Source organism: Trueperaceae bacterium (assembly GCA_036381035.1).
Lineage (GTDB): Bacteria > Deinococcota > Deinococci > Deinococcales > Trueperaceae > DASRWD01.
Window position 1 is genome coordinate 20986 of sequence record DASVDQ010000046.1, and the last position, 17447, is coordinate 38432.

Annotated in this window: 14 protein-coding genes and 4 tRNA genes; 10 read left to right on the plus strand and 8 right to left on the minus strand. The window is 73.7% G+C overall.

Translation table 11 applies throughout. The features are described 5' to 3' along the window. The first annotated feature begins 40 nt into the window (after nt 1-40). The 5 genes from VF202_06210 (at nt 41) to VF202_06230 (ending at nt 7502) form a co-directional block, all read left to right on the plus strand. Nucleotides 41-2401: a DEAD/DEAH box helicase gene (locus VF202_06210; GenBank protein HEX7039687.1), complete on the plus strand. Its 2361-nt coding sequence runs from the start codon at nt 41-43 to the stop codon at nt 2399-2401. A gap of 115 nt (nt 2402-2516) precedes the next feature. Beyond that, entirely contained in the window at nt 2517-3410 is an 894-nt protein-coding gene (locus VF202_06215) for a hypothetical protein (GenBank protein HEX7039688.1), read from the plus strand. Nucleotides 3411-3415: 5 nt separating this feature from the next. Beyond that, complete coding sequence (locus tag VF202_06220; protein ID HEX7039689.1) at nt 3416-3733, plus strand: hypothetical protein; 318 nt, start codon at nt 3416-3418, stop codon at nt 3731-3733. Between the two features lie 103 nt (nt 3734-3836). Then, the gene (locus VF202_06225; GenBank protein HEX7039690.1) at nt 3837-4316 is read left to right on the plus strand and encodes an S-layer homology domain-containing protein; all 480 of its coding nucleotides are present in this window, start codon (nt 3837-3839) and stop codon (nt 4314-4316) included. Nucleotides 4317-4487: 171 nt separating this feature from the next. Then, the gene (locus tag VF202_06230) at nt 4488-7502 is read left to right on the plus strand and encodes a tetratricopeptide repeat protein (GenBank protein HEX7039691.1); all 3015 of its coding nucleotides are present in this window, start codon (nt 4488-4490) and stop codon (nt 7500-7502) included. On the opposite strand, the gene VF202_06235 is transcribed toward VF202_06230, so the two are convergent. The 8 genes from VF202_06235 to tatA form a co-directional block, all read right to left on the minus strand. Next, nucleotides 7495-9939 (minus strand): S8 family serine peptidase, encoded by a 2445-nt coding sequence (locus tag VF202_06235; protein ID HEX7039692.1) that lies wholly within the window; start codon nt 9937-9939, stop codon nt 7495-7497. The genes VF202_06230 and VF202_06235 overlap by 8 nt on opposite strands. A gap of 103 nt (nt 9940-10042) precedes the next feature. After that, nucleotides 10043-11713 (minus strand): hypothetical protein, encoded by a 1671-nt coding sequence (locus tag VF202_06240; GenBank protein ID HEX7039693.1) that lies wholly within the window; start codon nt 11711-11713, stop codon nt 10043-10045. Nucleotides 11714-11791: 78 nt separating this feature from the next. After that, nucleotides 11792-12988: an acyl-CoA dehydrogenase family protein gene (locus VF202_06245; GenBank protein HEX7039694.1), complete on the minus strand. Its 1197-nt coding sequence runs from the start codon at nt 12986-12988 to the stop codon at nt 11792-11794. 23 nt (nt 12989-13011) lie between these two features. Continuing rightward, on the minus strand, nt 13012-13254 hold the full coding sequence (locus VF202_06250; GenBank protein ID HEX7039695.1) for a hypothetical protein: 243 nt from the start codon (nt 13252-13254) through the stop codon (nt 13012-13014). A gap of 75 nt (nt 13255-13329) precedes the next feature. Further along, nucleotides 13330-14337, minus strand: a complete 1008-nt coding sequence (locus VF202_06255) for a 4Fe-4S binding protein (GenBank protein HEX7039696.1) — start codon at nt 14335-14337, stop codon at nt 13330-13332. Nucleotides 14338-14344: 7 nt separating this feature from the next. Beyond that, the gene (locus VF202_06260; protein ID HEX7039697.1) at nt 14345-15457 is read right to left on the minus strand and encodes a bifunctional 3-deoxy-7-phosphoheptulonate synthase/chorismate mutase; all 1113 of its coding nucleotides are present in this window, start codon (nt 15455-15457) and stop codon (nt 14345-14347) included. Then, complete coding sequence (gene tatC / locus VF202_06265) at nt 15420-16154, minus strand: twin-arginine translocase subunit TatC (protein ID HEX7039698.1); 735 nt, start codon at nt 16152-16154, stop codon at nt 15420-15422. Before tatC ends, VF202_06260 begins: the two co-directional genes overlap by 38 nt. A gap of 31 nt (nt 16155-16185) precedes the next feature. Beyond that, nucleotides 16186-16473 carry a twin-arginine translocase TatA/TatE family subunit gene (gene tatA, locus VF202_06270; GenBank protein ID HEX7039699.1) on the minus strand — a complete coding sequence of 96 codons (288 nt, stop codon included), beginning with the start codon at nt 16471-16473 and terminating at the stop codon, nt 16186-16188. Nucleotides 16474-16679: 206 nt separating this feature from the next. On the opposite strand from tatA, the gene VF202_06275 reads away from it, so the two are divergent. The 5 genes from VF202_06275 to VF202_06295 form a co-directional block, all read left to right on the plus strand. Continuing rightward, nucleotides 16680-16755: transfer RNA gene (locus VF202_06275), tRNA-Thr, on the plus strand. Between the two features lie 94 nt (nt 16756-16849). Then, nucleotides 16850-16935, plus strand: a tRNA-Tyr gene (locus VF202_06280). Between the two features lie 68 nt (nt 16936-17003). After that, nucleotides 17004-17079: transfer RNA gene (locus tag VF202_06285), tRNA-Gly, on the plus strand. Nucleotides 17080-17126: 47 nt separating this feature from the next. After that, nucleotides 17127-17201 (plus strand) — tRNA-Thr (locus VF202_06290). A 105-nt stretch (nt 17202-17306) separates the two neighbouring features. Then, a partial coding sequence (locus VF202_06295) for a GTP-binding protein (GenBank protein HEX7039700.1) occupies nt 17307-17447 on the plus strand: 141 nt, incomplete at its 3' end.

The following is a 17447-nucleotide window of genomic DNA, read 5'->3' on the forward strand; positions in this document are numbered from 1 at the left end:
TGTAACAGGGCCGGGAGCGGCGCGGTACGCTCGCCGCGTCGTGAGCGATGACGTGCTGGAGCCGGCGCCCCCCGCCGGCGGGGCGCCGGACGCGACGGCCGCGCCGGGGGCCGTGACCAGCTTCCACGCGCTCCTCACCTCGCTGCCCGACTACGAGGGCCAGGTCGCGGCCTACACCTTCTTCCCGCCGCGACGCGGCGCCGTGGAGGAGGGCTACGCCGGACCGTACGCGCCCGAGCTGCGGCGGCTCGGCGTCGTCCCCTACGGACATCAGGCGGCGGCGCTGCGGGCCCTGGGCTCCGGCGAGGACGTCGTCGTCGCCACCCCCACGGCGTCGGGCAAGTCGCTGGTCTTCCAGGTGCCGCTCGCCGCCGCCGTGTCGCGGGGCGGCACCGGCGTGGTGCTCTACCCCACGAAGGCGCTGGCCCACGACCAGCTCGGCCGGCTGAGGGCCCTCTACGCGTCACTGCGTGGGCCCGGCGCCCCCGAGCCGGAGGCGGCGATCGCCACCTACGACGGCGACACCGCCACCGAGCGCCGCGCGACCGTGAGGGAGGGCGTCCGCGTGGCGCTCACGAACCCCGACATGCTGCACTACGGCGTCCTGCCCTACCACGAGCGCTGGGCCGCCTTCCTCGGCTCCCTCGAGCTCGTCGTGCTCGACGAGCTGCACGCCTACCGCGGCGTGCTGGGCACGCACGTGGCGAACGTGGTGCGCCGGCTGCTGCGGCTCGCCGCGCGCTACGGCGCGAGCCCGCGCGTGGTGTGCGCCAGCGCCACCGTGGGCAACCCGGGCGAGCACGCCGCGCGCCTCACCGGCCGGTCGTTCACCGTCGTCGACGCCGACGACGCGCCGGCGGCGGCCCGCGAGTTCGTGGTCTGGAAGCCGCCCTCCACCCAGGACGGCCGCCGGCGTAGCGCCAACTCCGAGGCGGCGCGGCTCGCCGCTGCGTTCGCCGCGCGCGGCGTGAAGAGCATCTTCTTCTGCAACTCCCGCAAGGCCGCCGAGCTGGTGCGGCGCTACGCCGCCCAGCAGCTGCCGCCCGAGCTGGAGAGGCGCGTCGGCTCGTACCGCGCCGGCTACACGGCCGAGGACCGCCGGGCGCTGGAGCAGGCGTTCCGCGCCGGCGAGGTGACCGTCCTCACCGCCACCAGCGCGCTGGAGCTGGGCATGGACGTGGGCGGCGTCGACGCCGTCGTGATGGTCGGCTACCCCGGCTCGAAGATGGCGCTGTGGCAGCGCGCCGGACGCGCCGGGCGGGGCGGCCGGCGGTCGCTGGCCCTGCTGATCCCCGCCGCCGACCCGCTCGACGAGTACTACCTCACCCACCCTGACCGGCTCGTCGAGGGGCCGGTCGAGAACGCCGTCGCCGACCCCCACAACCGCGTCGTGCACCCGCTGCACGTCGCCTGCGCGGCCGCGGAGGCGCCGGTGCGGGAGGGCGAGGAGCTGCTGGCGCCTTGGCTCGACCTGGCCGACGTGCCCGGCCTGCACGAGACGCCCCGTGGCTGGGTGCACCGGGGGCGCTACCCGCACCGGCGCGTGAGCCTGCGCGGCACCGGCGGCAGGCTGATCAGGCTTAAGGACGGGGCGGGGAAGACGCTGGGCGTGAGCGACCTCGGCGCCGCGCTGCGCGAGCTGCACCCCGGTGCCGTCTACCTGCACCAGGGCGAGACGTACCTCGTCGCGAGCCTCGACCTGGAGCGCGGCATCGCCAGGCTGCTGCCGCACATCGAGGACTACTACACGCAGCCGCGCAGCGAGACCGACATCGAGGTGCTGCGCGTCGTGGCGCGCGGGCGCGGCGCGGTCCCCGCCGTCGGCGCCGAGGTCGGCTGGCTGCCCCCTGGCGTCGCCCTCGGCGACGTGCGGGTCACGCACACGGTCACCAGCTACGTGCGCAAGCGCTACTTCTCCGAGGCCGTGATCGAGGAGAGGCCGCTCGACCTGCCGGAGACGAGCTACGTCACGCAGGCCGTCTGGTTCGACGCCGAGGGGCTGGCCGAACCGCCCGCCGCCGCCGACATGCCCTCGGCCCTGCACGCGCTCGAGCACACGCTGATCCAGCTCCTGCCGGCCTTCGTGCTGTGCGAGCGCGCCGACGTGGGCGGCGTCTCCTACCCCGTCTACCCGGCCACGGGCGGTCCCCTCGTCTTCGTCTACGACGGCTACCCCGGCGGCGTCGGCTACGCCTGGGCCGGCGCCCACGCCTTCGCCGACTGGCTGCAGGCCGCGCGCGACCTGCTCCGCGCCTGCGACTGCAAGGACGGCTGCCCCCGCTGCGTGCTCTCCCCGAAGTGCGGGAACGGCAACCAGTACCTCGACAAGGGGGCGGCGCGCGTCCTCGCCGACGCGCTGCTCGGCCGCCTCGGCGGCGCGTCCGCGGCGCTCACGGCCTGAGCTCGCGGCGCGTGGGGGGCGCCACCGCCTCGCTCCGCGCCGGGCGCGCCAGCGCCGCAGGCCCGGGCTCCCGGCGCGTCCACCGGCGCTCGGGGCCGTGCTAGTCTCCCGTTCCGTGCGCGTAGGCTTCGTCACGCAGCTCCTCTGGGACCGCTACGGGCCGTTCTGGAGGGACCTCGTCGCCGGCTGCGGCGCGGAGCCGCTGTTCCCCGAGGCCGGGGCCGTGCGCGAGGCGCTGGCCGCCCTCCCGGCGGACGCCGCGCCCTCGGCGTCGTTCCGCCTCGCCCTGGCCCAGGCGCTGGCGCTCGACGAGGCCGACCTGCTCGTCCTCCCGCGCCTCAACCCCGACGCGCCCAGCGAGCGCGGCGCCGCCCGCGACCGCTGGATCGCCGACCTGCCCGGCGCGCTGGTCGCGGCCCTGCCCAGCGGGGCGCGCTACGTGCCCGTGGCCGCCTACCCCGACCCGGCCGTCGAGTCGGACGCGGTCACGCTCCTCACCGAGCTGGTCCGCGGCGCCGCCGAGGTGGGCCGCGTGTGGGCGCGCTTCCGGGTCAGGGCGCAGCACCTGGCGGAGGGACGCGCCGAGGCGCACAGGGCGCCAGGCGCCGACCGCGCCGCCGCCCGGTCGTTCGCGCACGGCGACGCCGTCGTCTACCTGGCGCAGCCGTGGGTCATGACGCCGGAGGTCGCCCGCCGGCTGCGGGAGCGCGACGAGCGCGTCGTCACGCAGCTCGCCGTCGACCCGGCCAAGGCGCGCGAGGAGGGCTGGCGCTTCGACGAGAAGCTCGTGCACACGGACGCCGAGGTGCTGGGCGCCGCGCGGCTGCTGTCGCGACGCGCCGGCGCCTCCGAGGTGCGCCTCATCGTCGACGAGGGCTCCGACAGCGACGCCTGGCTGGCGCGCCGGCTCGAGCAGGTGGTGCGCCGACCCTTCGCGGCGCAGCCCTGGCCGGAGGCCCTGGGCGTGGAGGACCCGTTCGACGCCCTGCACGCGCTGCCGGTAGACTGACCCGCGTGCACGTCCTGGTGACGGTCCTCGGGCTGGCGACCGCCGCCGTGAACGTCTTCGGCGCCTGGGCCGTGAGCCGGCGCCGCCCCCTCGTCTCCCGCCTGTTCATGCTCGCCGCGGCCGTCGTGACGGTGGCGTCAGTGGCCTACGCGTTCTCGTTCCGCGGCGCGTTCTGGCTGCTGCTCGCCGGCGCGGCGCTGACGTTCCTGTCCTCGCTCCTCAACGCGCGCCTCGTGCTCGGCGTCGTGGTGTGGCAGAACCACCTGGCGCGCGGTCTCGCGCTGGGCGGCCTCCTGGCCCTGGCGTGGTGGGCCCTGCCCTGAGGCGCGCTCGGCGGCCACCGCGGCGGGCCCGACCGTGTACTCGTCCGGCGCCACGGTCTCATCGGCGCCCCCCTCGCCCTACGCCTTGCCCTAGCCTTGGCGCATGAGGACAGCGCTCGCCCTCCTGCTCGCCGCCTGGCTGAGCGCGGCCCGGGCCCAGGGAGGACCCGCCTTCGCCGACGTGCCGCCGTGCCACTGGGCCGCCGAGGCCGTGCAGCGCCTGGCCGGCACCGGCATCTTCATCGGGTTCCCGCCCGACGACGCCTACCTGAGCACGAACGCCCTGCGGCAGGTGTTCGAGGGCCTGCGCTGCGGCGACCCCGCCTGGAGCCTGCGCTTCATCGACGGCGGTCCCGAGGCGCTCCGCGAGCCCGGCCTGCCCGACCTGGAGGGGTTCGAGCTCGAGGTGCAGCCGGCCTTCATCGAGGCGGGCCGCGCCCGGCTCGCGTTCGCGCTCACCGCGGTGATAGACGGCCGGACCGAGGTGCGCGAGGGCGTCGTCGACGTGCGCCGCACGGACGCGGGCTGGCAGGTCGCCTACGCCGACCTGGCCGCCCTGGACCTGCCGATCTTCCCGCGCTGAAGCGGCGCCGGCTCGACCTGGAGCGGCCGGTCTTCCCGCGTCGAGCGGACGCGAGCGCGCGGTGAGGCAGCAGGTCCCCAGGCCCTGAGCCTCGCGCGCCGAGCGTCCGCCGGTTCGCTCGGCCCGGCGCCCGGCCGCACCGGCCGGGCCGCTGAGTAGCATGCGGAGACCATGGCCGCCACGCGAGTCCAGCTGCTGGGGCCACCGCGGGTGCTGCTCGGCTCCCGAAGCGTCGCCTTCGAGGCGGACAAGCGCTACCAGTGCCTCGGCTACCTGGCCTGGAAGGGCGATTGGGTGAGCCGCGACGAGCTGGCGTTCCTCTTCTGGCCCGATGTCGACACCGCCAGGTCCCGGCACAGCCTGCGGCAGCTCGTCAGGCGGGTCCGCGGGTTGCCGTGGGCGCCCGCCCTCGAGCCCGAGCGCGACCGCCTCCGCTGGCGCACGCGGACGGACGTGGGCGACCTGGTGCGGTACCTGGAGGAGCGCGACTACCAGAGCCTGCTCACGGCCTACCGCGGCGACCTGCTCGAGGGCATGGCGAGCGGCGACGGCGGCGAGTTCACCTCCTGGCTGGAGCAGGAGCGCGAGCACCTGCGGACGGCCTGGCGTCGCGCCCTGTTCGGTCACGCCCGCGAGCTCGAGGCGGCGGTGAGGCTCGACCGGGCCGTCGGCGTCATGGAGGTGCTGCTGGCCCGTGACCCGCTGGACGAGGACGCCGTCCGCGCGCTGCTGCGGCTCGGCCTGCGCCTGCGGGACCGCCGCGGGGTGATGGACGCGTACGGCGCCTTCGCCGAGCGGCTGAGGGCGGAGCTCGACCTCGCTCCCACGGCGGAGACCCAGCGCCTGGCCGAGGCGCTGCGGGCGGCGGGTCCCCCAGCCCCTCGCCCGCGGCCGTCGACGGCGGAGACCGGGGGGACCGACCGCCCCTCCCTGCCGCGCGCCTTGACCAGCTTCGTCGGCAGGGAGGCGGAGCTGGCCGAGGTCACTCGGCTCCTCGCCCGGCCGGAGTGCAGGCTGGTCACGCTGACGGGTTTCGGCGGCGCGGGGAAGACCCGCCTGGCACTGCGCGTCGCCGAGTCCCTCGGTCAGCACTACCCAGACGGCGTGGCGTTCGTCGACCTCACCGCGCTCGAGCGCGCGGAAGCCGTGCCCGCCGCCATCGCGGGCAGCCTGCGGCTCGCTCTCGAGGGCCGCGCCGAGCCGCTGGCGGAGCTGGCTCGGAGCTTGGGGGACGGACGTCTGCTGGTGGTGCTCGACGCCTTCGAGCACGTCGTCGTAGGCGCCGCGCTCGTGGCTGACCTGTTGGAGGCCTGCCCCGGCCTCGACCTGCTCGTCACCTCGAGGGTGCGGCTCGGGCTAGGGGCGGAGTGGGTACTGCCGCTCGGCGGGCTGAGCTTCCCGCCGGACCTCGATGTCGGCCTCGCGGACGCGCTCGTCTCCGACGCCGTGCGGCTGCTGGTGGAACGCGCCCGCCGTATGCGGCCCGGCTTCGCGCTGAGCGAGGCGGACGTGGCGGACGCCCTGAGGCTATGTCGGCTCGTGGACGGTTCGCCCCTCGCCCTGGAGATGGCCGCGGTGTGGCTGCGGGCCCTCACCCTGACCGAGGTCGTGAGCGAGATCGGGAAGGACATCGATTTCCTGCGGGACGCCGAGGGGTCCGACCGCCAGCGGAGCCTGCGCGCGGTCTTCGAGCACTCGTGGAGGCTGTTGGGGCCCGCCGAGAGGCGGGCCCTCCGCGCGCTCTCCGTGTTCCGGGGCGGCTTCTCGAGGGAGGCGTCAGCGGTGGTCGCCGGCGCGCCCACCGCCGTGCTGGCCGCCCTGATCGACAAGTCGCTCGTGCGCATGACGCCCGACGGGCGCTACGACCTCCACCCGTTGGTGCGCCGGTACGCGCTGGCGAAGCTGGCGGAGGCGCCGGGAGGGACAGAGGAGGCGGAGTGCCGCCACGCCGAGTACTACGGCCGGCTGCTCGCGCGGCTCGAGGCGGAGGCGGGCTCCCCGTCCCACGCTACGGCGCTCCGCGTCTTCGAGAAGGAGCTCGAGAACGTGCGCGCCGCTTGGCGCTTCTTCTGCCGTAGGCCGAGACATGGCGAGCTGAGGCGGCTCACCTGGCTCCTGCGGCTGTTGTTCGACGGCACGAGGCGCTACCGCGAGGGCGCGCAGCTCATGGAGCTAGCGCTCGACGAGCTGGGAGCGGACGAGGCGCACGCGCCCCTCGTGGGGACCGTGCAGACCAACCAGGCCTGGCTGTACTACCGCATGGGGATGCACCGGGATGCCGCCGCGCTGGCCGACAGCGGGCTCGGCAAGCTCGCGGCGCGGCGCGACCGACGGGAGGCCAGGACGGGCCTCAACGTCCTCGGTGCGATAGCGTTCGCGCGCGGGGACCACGCCGCGGCGAAGGCCCGCTGGTCCGAGGCGTTGAGCCTCTCCGCAGGCTCGCCGAGGGCGAGGGCTGCCTTCCTCAACAACGTGGCCTTGGCGGAGGAGGGCCTCGGCGAGTACCGGGAGGCCAGGGAGCACCTGGAGGCCGCGCTGGACCTCAACCGGCGCCTCGGGGACAGGGCGCGCATCGCCAACAACCTCAACGCGTTGGCCGAGCTCCTGCTCGAGCTCGGCGACGCGCGCGCGGCCGCCGAGACCTTCGACGCGGCCCTCGAGACCGCGGAGGAGTTCGACCACAGGCAGGCGCTACCCCACGTGCTCCACGGTCTCGGCAGGGCACATGACCTGCTGGGCCATCCGCGCCGGGCCTGGCGCTACAGCGACCGCGCCGTGACGCTGTTCCGGCAGGGTGACGAGCGCCCCGCGCTGGGCCTGGCCCTGAGCGACCGTGGGCGAGCGGCGATCGGCATCGGCGACCTGGAGGCGGCCGGGGCCAGCATCGGCGAGGGCCTGGAGCTGGCCGTCGCCGGCGAGAGCGCGCCTGACATGCTCGCGGGTCTGGCGGCGGCGGCCGAGCTGCACCTGGCCCTGGCGCGGCCCGCCGAGGCGGTACCGCTCCTCGGCGTCGTGGCCTCGCACCCGAACGCCAGGCGCTCCGACCGGGAGCTGGCCCAGCGCCTGTTGAGTGAGCTGGGGGCCGGCGCCCCCTCTGGCTCGGGGCTCGACCCGGCCCCCGACCTGAGGCGCCGCGCGCTCGAGCAGTCGCGACGCGTGCGGCGCCTCGGCGCGGCGGCTAGTTGACGATCGTCGTCGTCAGGATCACGAAGTCCGAGCCGGTGTTGTCCTCGTCGTCGGTGACGCTCAGACGCAGTTGGATGGAGTGGAAGCCCTCGCCGAGCTCGCCGAAGTCGAACGTCCCCGAAGGGGACCAGTCGAGGTCCGCGCCGCTCCCCACGGCCACGGGCTCGCCGCCGTCCAGGCTCGCGCTCCACTCGAAGCTCAGTGGCGTGTCGCCCTCGGGATCGGTCGCCGTGCCCACCAGGGCGAGGTCTCCCGACAGTGGGATGTCCGCTCCGTTCTCCGGGCTGGTGATGCGCACGAAGGGCGGGAGGTTAGCCGGCGGGTCCACGACGTCGACCGTCACGCTGTCGACGCCGCTCGCTCCCTGCGGGTCGGTCCCGGTCACGGTGATCGTGCGGGTCCCGCTGTCGTCGAGGGACACCTCCAGCTCGCAGCCGGTCTGCGGGAAGGGGTCGCTCGGGAAGCTGCTCGTCCAGGTGAGGGCCGCGCAGGGGAGCTCCCCGCCGGGCTCGTTGAGGTCGTCGGCGCTGGCGCGGATGACGACCGCGGCGGTGCGGAAGATCTCGGCGCCTTCCACGGGCTTGGTGATGGCCACGGTCGGCGGGGCGTTCACGACCACGAGCGTGAAGCTCACGCTCGAGGTCGCCCCGCCCTCGTCCTCGGCGGTCACCACGATCGTGCGGCTGCCCACTGAGTCGAAGACGTGCTGGACGGCGGTGCCGGTCCCCAGGAGGCCGTCGGCTTCGGACCGCCACTCGATGGTGCAGCAGCCGTTCCCGTCCTCCAGGTCGTTCGCCGTGGCGCTCAGGTTCACCGGTAGGTTCAGGCCGCGCTCCACGGTGCCTCCGTCGTCCACGCCGAAGACCTCGAGGCGTGGCGGCACGTTGCCGAGCGCCGTCAGCACCGCCCCCAGCGCGTTCACGTAGCGCTTCACGTTCGGGTCCGGGCTATCGTGCGCCGTCTGCATGAGGATCTCCTCGACGCCGTCGGCGCCCAAGGAGGGGTCGGCGGCCCAGATCAGCGCCGCGACCCCGGCCACGAAGGGTGACGAGTAGCTGGTGCCGTTCCTCGCCCTGGCTTGGTTGCCCGGCGCAGCCGGGTTGGGACCGAGCCAGAGCGTGTAGGGAGCGAAGATGTCCACCTGCTCGTCGCCGTAGTTCGACTTGGGGTGCCTGGTCTTCGCGTTGCCGCGGATGCCGCCGACGCAGATGACGCCGGCGTTCTCGCACGGCGTGTGCCAGGCCCTCTCCCAGCCGAGGCACGCGCCGAGCACGCAGCGCTCGGCGTCGACGTCCTCGCCCGAGTTGCCCGCCGACGCGAACAGGAGCATGCCCGTGGTGCGGAAGAGCGCCGTCGCCGCCTCGAACGGCAGTACGCTCCACGCCAGGTAGTCGGGCACCGGCGCACCGCAGCTCATGTTGGCGATGTCGGCGCCGAAGGCCTTGGCCTCGCCGAGGGCGACGATGAGGGTGAACATGTCGCAGAACGTGAAGACGAGGATGGGGTGGGCCACCGGGCCCGCCGGCCCCGAGCTGCCGTAGCCGTTGTCCGGCAGGGCGAAGGCCGCGCTCGCCACGTTGGTGCCGTGCCAAGGGCACGAGTTCCCGCCGGCGCAGTCGACCAGGTTCTCTGTGCCGATGGGGTTGAACAGGGGCACGTTGGGGATGGCCTGCCAGCCGGCCGGGAAGTCCTCGTCGGGCTCGAACCCCATGTCGAGGACGGCGATGCCCACCTCCTCGTCGAGCCTGCCCGCGAACTCGAGCGCTCGCCACGCCTCGGCCACGCCGATCTCGAGCACGCTGGTGAACGAGCCGCCGGTGGCGTTGTGCGAGGGCCAGGTGAACGCGTTGGGGTCGTAGGCCACGCCGGCCACCGTCTTGTCGGCGCTGGGAGCCTCGACGGAGGACCTGTCCGAGAACTCCGCGCCGCTGCCCAGCCAGTTGATGCCGAGCTGCAGGCCGTTCGCGGCCTCCCGGGCGCCCGCCGCGAGCAGGTCGAGGCCGGCCTCGCTCGACACCCGATGGTCGCCCGTCGCGTTGGGGTCTAGGGTGCGCAGGTCCTCGGCGAGCAGGGACGGGTCGGCCGCCGAGGCGTCGACACGCACCAGGTACTGCGGTGCCAGGCCGCTCATGCCGTGTTCGCTCGGGTCGAACGAGAGGAGCACCTCGCCGTGCCAGCGAGCCAGGAAGGCGTCGAGCTCCGCCGGGTCGGCCGTGGAGAGCCACAGCTCGTTCTCCACGAAGCTCGCTCGCGTATCCGCCGGCCCGGTCACGGTCGCGATGGGACGCGTCTCGCCCTCGTCGAAGCCCGGCAGCTCGGCCAAGGGCGGTGCCAGGCTGGGGTCCACCGACAGGCTCGGGGGCGCCAGCGGTGGCGTCTGCGGGCCGCACGCGCTCAGAGCGGACAGCGCCAGGCACATGCTCAGGACCTTCTTCACGAGGTGCTCCTTCCGCCCGTGGCTTCCCGCGGCCGGGACCTCTGGTGCCGGCGGCGCGGCCGCCCCGCGTCGGCGGTGGCCGCGCTGGGGACGCCCGGGAACGCTAAGGGGGAGGGGGCGGCGCACAGGTGACGGTCGCGTACTCCACCCGGGCCGACGCGAGCTCCCCGGCCGCGACCTGCTGCGTCTGCGTCGTCGGCGAGGGCAGGTGGATCCGGCAGCTGGGCTCGCCGAACTTGCCCGTCGTGACGGACTGGGCGACGATCTCGTAGCTGCCGGGCTCGAGCTCGGTGAACGTGGTGCTCTGCTGCACGGCCACCGCCCCGATCCCGGGCCCGCTGAGCGTGACCTTCGCCTCGACCGGGGAGTCGATGGTGATGGCGAGCTTGCCGTCCACCGGGCGGTACTCGATCGCCGCGGAGACCACCTTCCCGGCCGCTACCTGCAGCTCCGACGCGAAGACGTCCTGGTGGTAGGTGAAGCCGTCGACCACGACGCCGTACGCCTCCAGCCGGTAGGCGCCGGGGGCCAGGTTGTTGATCGTCGCGCTGCCCGTCAACGCATGCCCCGCGACCGTGGCCACGACCTGCGAGTCGTCGGGGAGGCCCGCTACCTCGACCCGCACGCTCCCGGTCACGGCCTCGAACAGCACCGCGGCGAGGGCGGTCTCGCCCGCCGCGACCTCGCCGCCGAAGGTGCTGGACGCCGTCCCGTACGTGAACCCGACCTCGTTGCCCGTGACGTCGGCGGCGGTCACCACGTCGGCAGGCTCATCGAACGCGTATGCGCCCGGCTCGAGGTACGGGAGGACCTTCGAGGCGTCGATGGTGAACGCCCTGCCGTGCGGCCCGAGCAGGTCGATGCCGGCCGCCGTCCCGCTCGGCAGACCGTTGACGACGAACTCGATCGCCCCGGTGACGGCCGTGTACGTCACCGCGGCCGACGCCGACTCGCCCGCGGCCACGGCCACCACCTGCTCCGCGGGCTGCGCGGCGAAGCCGTAGAGGTCCGACCGTGCCTCTGTCGCGTACACGCTGTAGTCGCCGGGCTGGAGCCCGTTGAACGTCGTCGATGCGGTCGCGGCGTCGCTGAAACCGTCCGGCCCCGTCACGCTCACGGACGCCGGGGCAGCGGGCCCGAGGCCGTCGACCGTGAGGACCAGGCTGCCGAGCGACGCGCCCTCCGCGAGGTACTCCACCGTCACGGACGCCGTCTCGTCGGCCGTGACCGTCACAGCCTGTGTGCTTCGCCCCGGCACGTAGACCTCGCCCGCCGCGCTCACCTCGGCGGCGGACACCGTGTAGTCGCCCGGGACGAGGTGCTCGAGGGCCGCGCTCCCCGTCGCGGCGGCCTCGAAGCCTTGCGGCCCGGTGACCGTGACGGCCGCGGATGCGTCGCCGGGCAGGCCGGTGACGGTCAGCTCGAGGGCGCCGCTGGCCGCCTCCACGTAGCGCACCGCCACGGCGGCGGTCGCTCCCGCCGCGACGACCACGCTCTGCTGGACGACCTCGGCCAGGTACAGGGCCTCCGCCGACACCGCGTCGGACCTGACCGCGTAGGCGCCCGGCGACAGGCCCGTCAGCGTGCCGCTGCCCGTCAACGCCTCGTGGAAGCCTGCCGGACCGCTGACCGTGACGGCGGCGTCGAGGGAAGCGGGCAGGCCGCTCACCGCGATGTCCATGGCGCCGAGCGACGCCGTGCCCCGGCAGGCGCCGAGCATGAGGACCAGGCCGGCCGAACACCAGAACGCCGGCGACAGCCTCGCGAGTCGCACTACCTCTACCTCCGGGGGTCAGCCTAAGGAGGGGTGCGTGTCGCGACCGTGTCGCCTCGAGGAGGCGCCCGGTGCGTCCTAGAAGGCGTTCAGGCCCGTGATGTGCCTGCCCAGCACGAGGGTGTGGACGGTGTCCGTCCCCTCGTAGGTGGCGACGGTCTCGAGGTTGAGCATGTGCCTTATCGCTGCGTACTCGGTGGTGATGCCGTTGCCGCCGAGCAGGTCTCGGGCGGCGCGCGCCACGGCCAGCGCCGAGCGGCAGTTCTCGCGCTTGGCCAGCGACACGCGCGTGGGGTGGTCCTGCCCCTCCTCCTTGAGCCTGCCCAGGCGGTAGGCGAGGAGGCTGCCCTTCGTGATCTCGGCGAGCATGTCGGCGAGGCGCTCCTGGACGATCTGCTTGCTGGCCAGCGGGTCGCCGAAGACCACGCGGTCGGCGGTGTAGGCGACGGCCTCGTCGAAGCAGGCCTGCGCGGCGCCCAGCACGCCGAAGGCGATGCCGAAGCGGGCCTGGTTGAGGCAGGACAGCGGTCCCCGCAGGCCCTCGACCGCCAGCCGGTTCGCCGCCGGGACAGCGACCTCGTCGAGGTAGAGCTCCGACGTCACCGAGGCGCGCATCGACGCCTTCGTCTTGATGTCGACGGCGCTGAACCCCTCCCTGTCGGTCTCGACGACGAAGCCGAGCACCTCGCCGGACCCCTCGTCGCGCGCCCACACGATCGCGACGTCGGCGCGCGATCCGGAGGTGATCCAGCGCTTCACGCCCGTGATCACGTACTCGTCGCCGACGCGCCGGCAGCGGGTGCGCATCGAGCCGGGGTCGGAGCCGGCGTCGGGCTCGGTGAGGCCGAAGCAGCCGACGGCCTCGCCGGAGGCCAGGCGCGGCAGCCACTCGTCCTTGAGCTCCTCGCTGGCCCAGCGGTGGATGGGGTACATGACCAGAGAGGACTGCACGCTGACGAAGGACCGCATGCCGGAGTCGACGTACTCGACCTCGCGGCAGACCAGGCCGTAGGCGCTGTAGCTGGCCTCTGCCCCGCCGTAGCGCTCGGGGAGGGTGACGCCCAGCGCGCCGATCTCGCCGAAGCGCCTGGGCAGGTCCTCGGGGAACACCCCCTGCAGCCACCACTCGCCCACGTGGGGCAGCAGCTCGGCGCGCACGTACTCGCGCACCGAGTCGCGGATCATGCGCTCCTCGCCGTCGTAGAGGGCGTCGACGTCGTAGAAGTCCTTCAGCGACGGCGCCGCCGCGCCGGTCTTCACGCTCACGGTGGTCATGTCGGCTCCCGCGGGGCTGGGCGCTACGTCTCCCCGAACAGCTTCTTCAGCGCGTCCTCCTTGGACGTGCGCTTGGCCGGATGATACCTATCGCCCTCCAGGGTGATCCGGCCCGCCTCGAGGAGCGTGGCCAACGAGGCCTCGATCGTGTCGATGGCCAGCTCCTCGAAGTGGTGCTCGTCGATGTAGCGCTGGACCTCGCGCACCGTGGCGCCCTTCGCGCCGCTGGACGCGATGGCCTCGAGCACCCAGGAGTCGACCGTCATGCGCCATGTTACGCCGCGACGCGGCGCGCCGGGCGTGACCGGCGGCCCCGGTGGGGCCGGGCCGCGACGTCCTCCTCAGCGGTGGTAGGCGCCGGGGTGCCCGCTGTCCTCCGCGGAGGCGTAGGCGACCTGTTCGCCGGCGCGCACCTCGCCCCAGGTGACCTCGTCGTCCATGCTGACGACCTTCACGGGACAGGCCGGCACGCAGGCGTCGCAGCCCAGGCAGCGCTCCGGGTCGAGCAGGAGCTTGCCGCCCTCGGGGGTCAGCTCGCGGCGCAGCGCGTCGGTGGGGCAGGCCTTGGTGCAGAGCGGGCAGAGTATGCAGCCGTCGGCGACGCGGGGCAGGCGGAAGGGGACGAGCGTCTCCGGCGGGGGGTCGGCGGCGCGCAGCGCCGCGACGAGGCGCGAGCGCTCGCGCGGCATGTCCTTCAGGCCTGGCTCGGCGTCGGGCGCCGGCAGGACGCGTTCGAGCGGCGCCAGGGCGTCGGCGGCCACCTGGCCGGCCTCGCGCAGCCCGCCCCTGAGGAGGGCGCGGCGGCTGAGGCGCTCGCCGGGCCCCACCTGGTCGAGGCGGTCCACCCGCCTGACCTCGACCTCGAGGCCGCGCCCCAGCGCCGTCGCGAGCCGGCGGGCCTCGGCGGCGGTGTCCTCGACCGCGGTGGGCACGCTGGGCCCGCCGATGCGGCAGTTGGCGCAGTCGCCGCGGCCGAGGACGACCCGGCCGCCTTGGTCCGCCAGGTGCAGCATGTCCGTGGGCGAGAGCTTGGCCAGGCACTGCACGCTCTGGGCGCTGCCCTCGACCCGCGAGCAGCGCGCGGGCGCGGCGGCGGCCAGGCTCGAGCGCTGCTCCAGCGCCTCCGAAGGGCAGGCCCTCACGCACAGGCCGCAGCCGGTGCAGTCGACGGGGTCGATCTCGACGCGCAGCGCGAACACCCGCACGGCATCGTGGGGGCAGGCGTCGACGCATTCCCGGCAGGCGATGTTCGAGGCCCGGGTGACGACGAGGCAGCGCTCGGCCGTGTACTGAGGCGTGACGTCGACCGCGCGGAGGACGAAGCCCAGGAGGTCGTCGAGGCCGGGCAGGGGGCGCCTACCTCTCCGCCGCGAACCCGGAGAGCTCGAGCCGCTGGGCCGAGAGCGACTCGTGGTACGCCACGGCCTCCAGGTAGTCGTCGAACGCCCGCAGGTCCACCTGCTGCTTCTGGTCTGAGAGGGCCACGGACGGGTTCGGGTGCACCTCGATCATCACGCCGTCGGCGCCGACGGCGAGGCCGGCCTTGGTGAGCGCGACGAGCAGGTCGCGCCTGCCGCCGGAGTGAGTGACGTCGACGATCACCGGCAGGTGCGACTCGAGCTTCGCCAGGGCGACCGCGGACACGTCGAGCGTGTTGCGCGTGTAGCGCTCGAACGTCCTGATGCCGCGCTCGCAGAGGATGACGTTCGGGTTGCCCTCGGACAGCAGGTACTCCGCGGCCATCAGCCACTCCTCGACGGTCGCCGAGAGGCCGCGCTTCAGGAGCACGGGCTTGCTGCTCCGACCGACGGCCTTGAGCAGCGGGAAGTTCTGCATGTTGCGGGCGCCGACCTGCAGGACGTCGACGTGCTCCTCGAACAGCGGCAGGTCGCGGCCGCTGACGATCTCTGAGACGAAGTAGAGACCGTGGGCGTCGCAGGCCTCGCGGCCGAGGGCGAGACCCTCCTCGCCGAGGCCCTGGAAGCTGTACGGGTCGGTGCGCGGCTTGTAGGCGCCGCCGCGGAACAGGCGCACGCCGCGCGAGGCCACGTGGGCGGCGGTCGCGAACACCTGCTCGCGCGACTCGATCGCGCAGGGCCCGGCGATGAGCACGGGCGGGCGACCGGTGCCGACCTCCACGTCGCCGACCCGCACGACCGTGTCGTCGGGGTGCTGGTCGCGCGACATCAGGTACTGACGCCTCTCGCGCCGCTCGGAGAGCTGCATGCTGGCCTGGAACACCTGCTTGAACAGCGACTTGACGGTGGCGTCGTCGAAGGGACCGCGGTTCGCGGCGACGAGCGCGTCGAGCATCTCCTGCTCCCTGACCGGGTCGTACTGGGACGCGCCGGCCGCGGTCTGCAGCGCGCCGATCTCGGCGGCGACCCTGGCCCTCTCGGAGAGGAGCTCGAGGATGCGGAGGTTCAGCTCGTCAATGCGCGCCCGAAGGCTCCGTACGCTCTCTGGCATCCCTGATACTACGCTCGCTGAGCCGGACCACGACGACGGTCAGCTCGAAGAGGACGATGAGGGGCACGGCGACGAGCGCGAGGTTGAACGGGTCCCCGGTGGGCGTGATGACGATGGCCAGGGCCGTGCCGCCCACGATCGCCCAGCGCCGGCTCGCCACGAGCCGCTTCCTTGTCAGGATCCCCATGCGGGCGAGCAGGAAGCCGAGCACGGGCATCTCGAACATCACGCCGAACATGCCCATGAGCATGAGGATCGTCGAGATGTACCTGCCGATCGAGAGCAGGCCGACGGCCTCGCCGCCGAGGAACCCGAGCAGGAACGGGACGGTGAAGGGCAGGACGACGTAGTAGGCGAACGCCGCCCCGGCCGCGAACGCCAAGGCGGAGAAGAGGATGAAGGGGACGGCGTAGCGCCGCTCCTCGGCGTAGAGGCCCGGCGCCACGAAGCCCCACACCTGGCCGACGATGACGGGCGAGGCGAGCACGAGGCCGAAGAACGAAGCGATCTGCATCGACACCGTGAACGGCTCGAGGACGCTGAAGTAGTTCAGCGTCATCGCGGCCGGCAGCGGCGCCTTGAGCCACTCGAGGATGGTGAAGCGGAACGCGAAAGCCACGGCCGAGGCGACCACCCAGGCCGCGAACGCGACGAAGAGGCGCTTGCGCAGCTCCTCGAGGTGCTCGAAGATCGTCACGCCTCAGCCCCCGGCTCGTGCGGGAACGTCTTCAGGCGCGCTCGCCGTTGGTGGCGGCCTCCACCGGCTGGGGCTGGCCCTGCGGGGCGGGCGGCGCCGGCGGGTTCGTCGCGGCGGCGGACACGGCCGCGCCCTTGGCGCCCTGCTCGTCGTCCTCGATGTCCTTGCGCATGTCGCGCAGGCCCTTGCGGAACTCGCGGACGGACTGGCCCAGGCCCTTGGCCATCTCCGGCAGGCGGCGGGGCCCGAACACGAGCAGCACGATCACGAGGAGGATGAGGATCTCGGGCAGGCCGATGGAGCCGAACAGTCTTGGCATCAGTGCTCCTCCGGAGCCGATGCTAGCAGGACGCGGCCCGCGGGTGGTCTCGCGGCGAGCCTCGGCGAGCGCCGCGGGCCGTCCGCGGGCGGTGCGGGCGAGGGGTCCCGGACGGGCCGTCGACTGGTCGTTATCGCCGTCCTGGACGGCCTTGACTCGGAGCAAGGACGCATGCTAGCTTGACAATTCGGGTCTGCGGCTCGGCTGCCACCCTAGCTCAATCGGTAGAGCATCCGACTTGTAATCGGAAGGTTGTCGGTTCGACTCCGATGGGTGGCTCCACGCCAGGCTCGTCTTCGCGAGGAGGGCGCGGCCCCGAGAGAGGGGCGGCGCTCGTCGGGGAGCGAAGCCCCGGCGGCGGCCTAGCGCGGGGCATGGGTAGGTGCCCGAGTGGTTAAAGGGGACGGACTGTAAATCCGTTGGCTTATGCCTACGCTGGTTCGAATCCAGCCCTGCCCACCACACGCACGGCCGGCGCCGCAGGCCGACGGGAGCGTCCCGACCCCAGGGGCAGCGGGGCGCTCCGCCGCGCGGGAGTAGCTCAGTCGGTAGAGCGTCAGCTTCCCAAGCTGAACGTCGCGGGTTCGAATCCCGTCTCCCGCTCCAGCCGCTCCACTACGCGCCGCCGGCCGCGCCGGTCCGCGCGCGGGCGGGCTCGTGTAGCTCAGTGGTAGAGCACTCCCTTGGTAAGGGAGAGGTCGACGGTTCAATCCCGTCCACGAGCTCCAAAGCGGTCACGGCGCAGTCGGCCGCCCCCAGTTCGGACCACGGGGGCGGCTCCTGCCGCCGCGAGGTGAACGGCCCGCCCGGGCCTTCGAGAAGGAGAGACCGGTATGGCTAAGGGTGTTTTCGAGCGTACGAAGCCGCATGTGAACGTGGGGACGATCGGTCATGTTGATCATGGGAAGACGACGTTGACGGCGGCGATCACGTTCGCGGCGGCGGCGGCTGATCCGAGTGTGGTGACGCAGTCT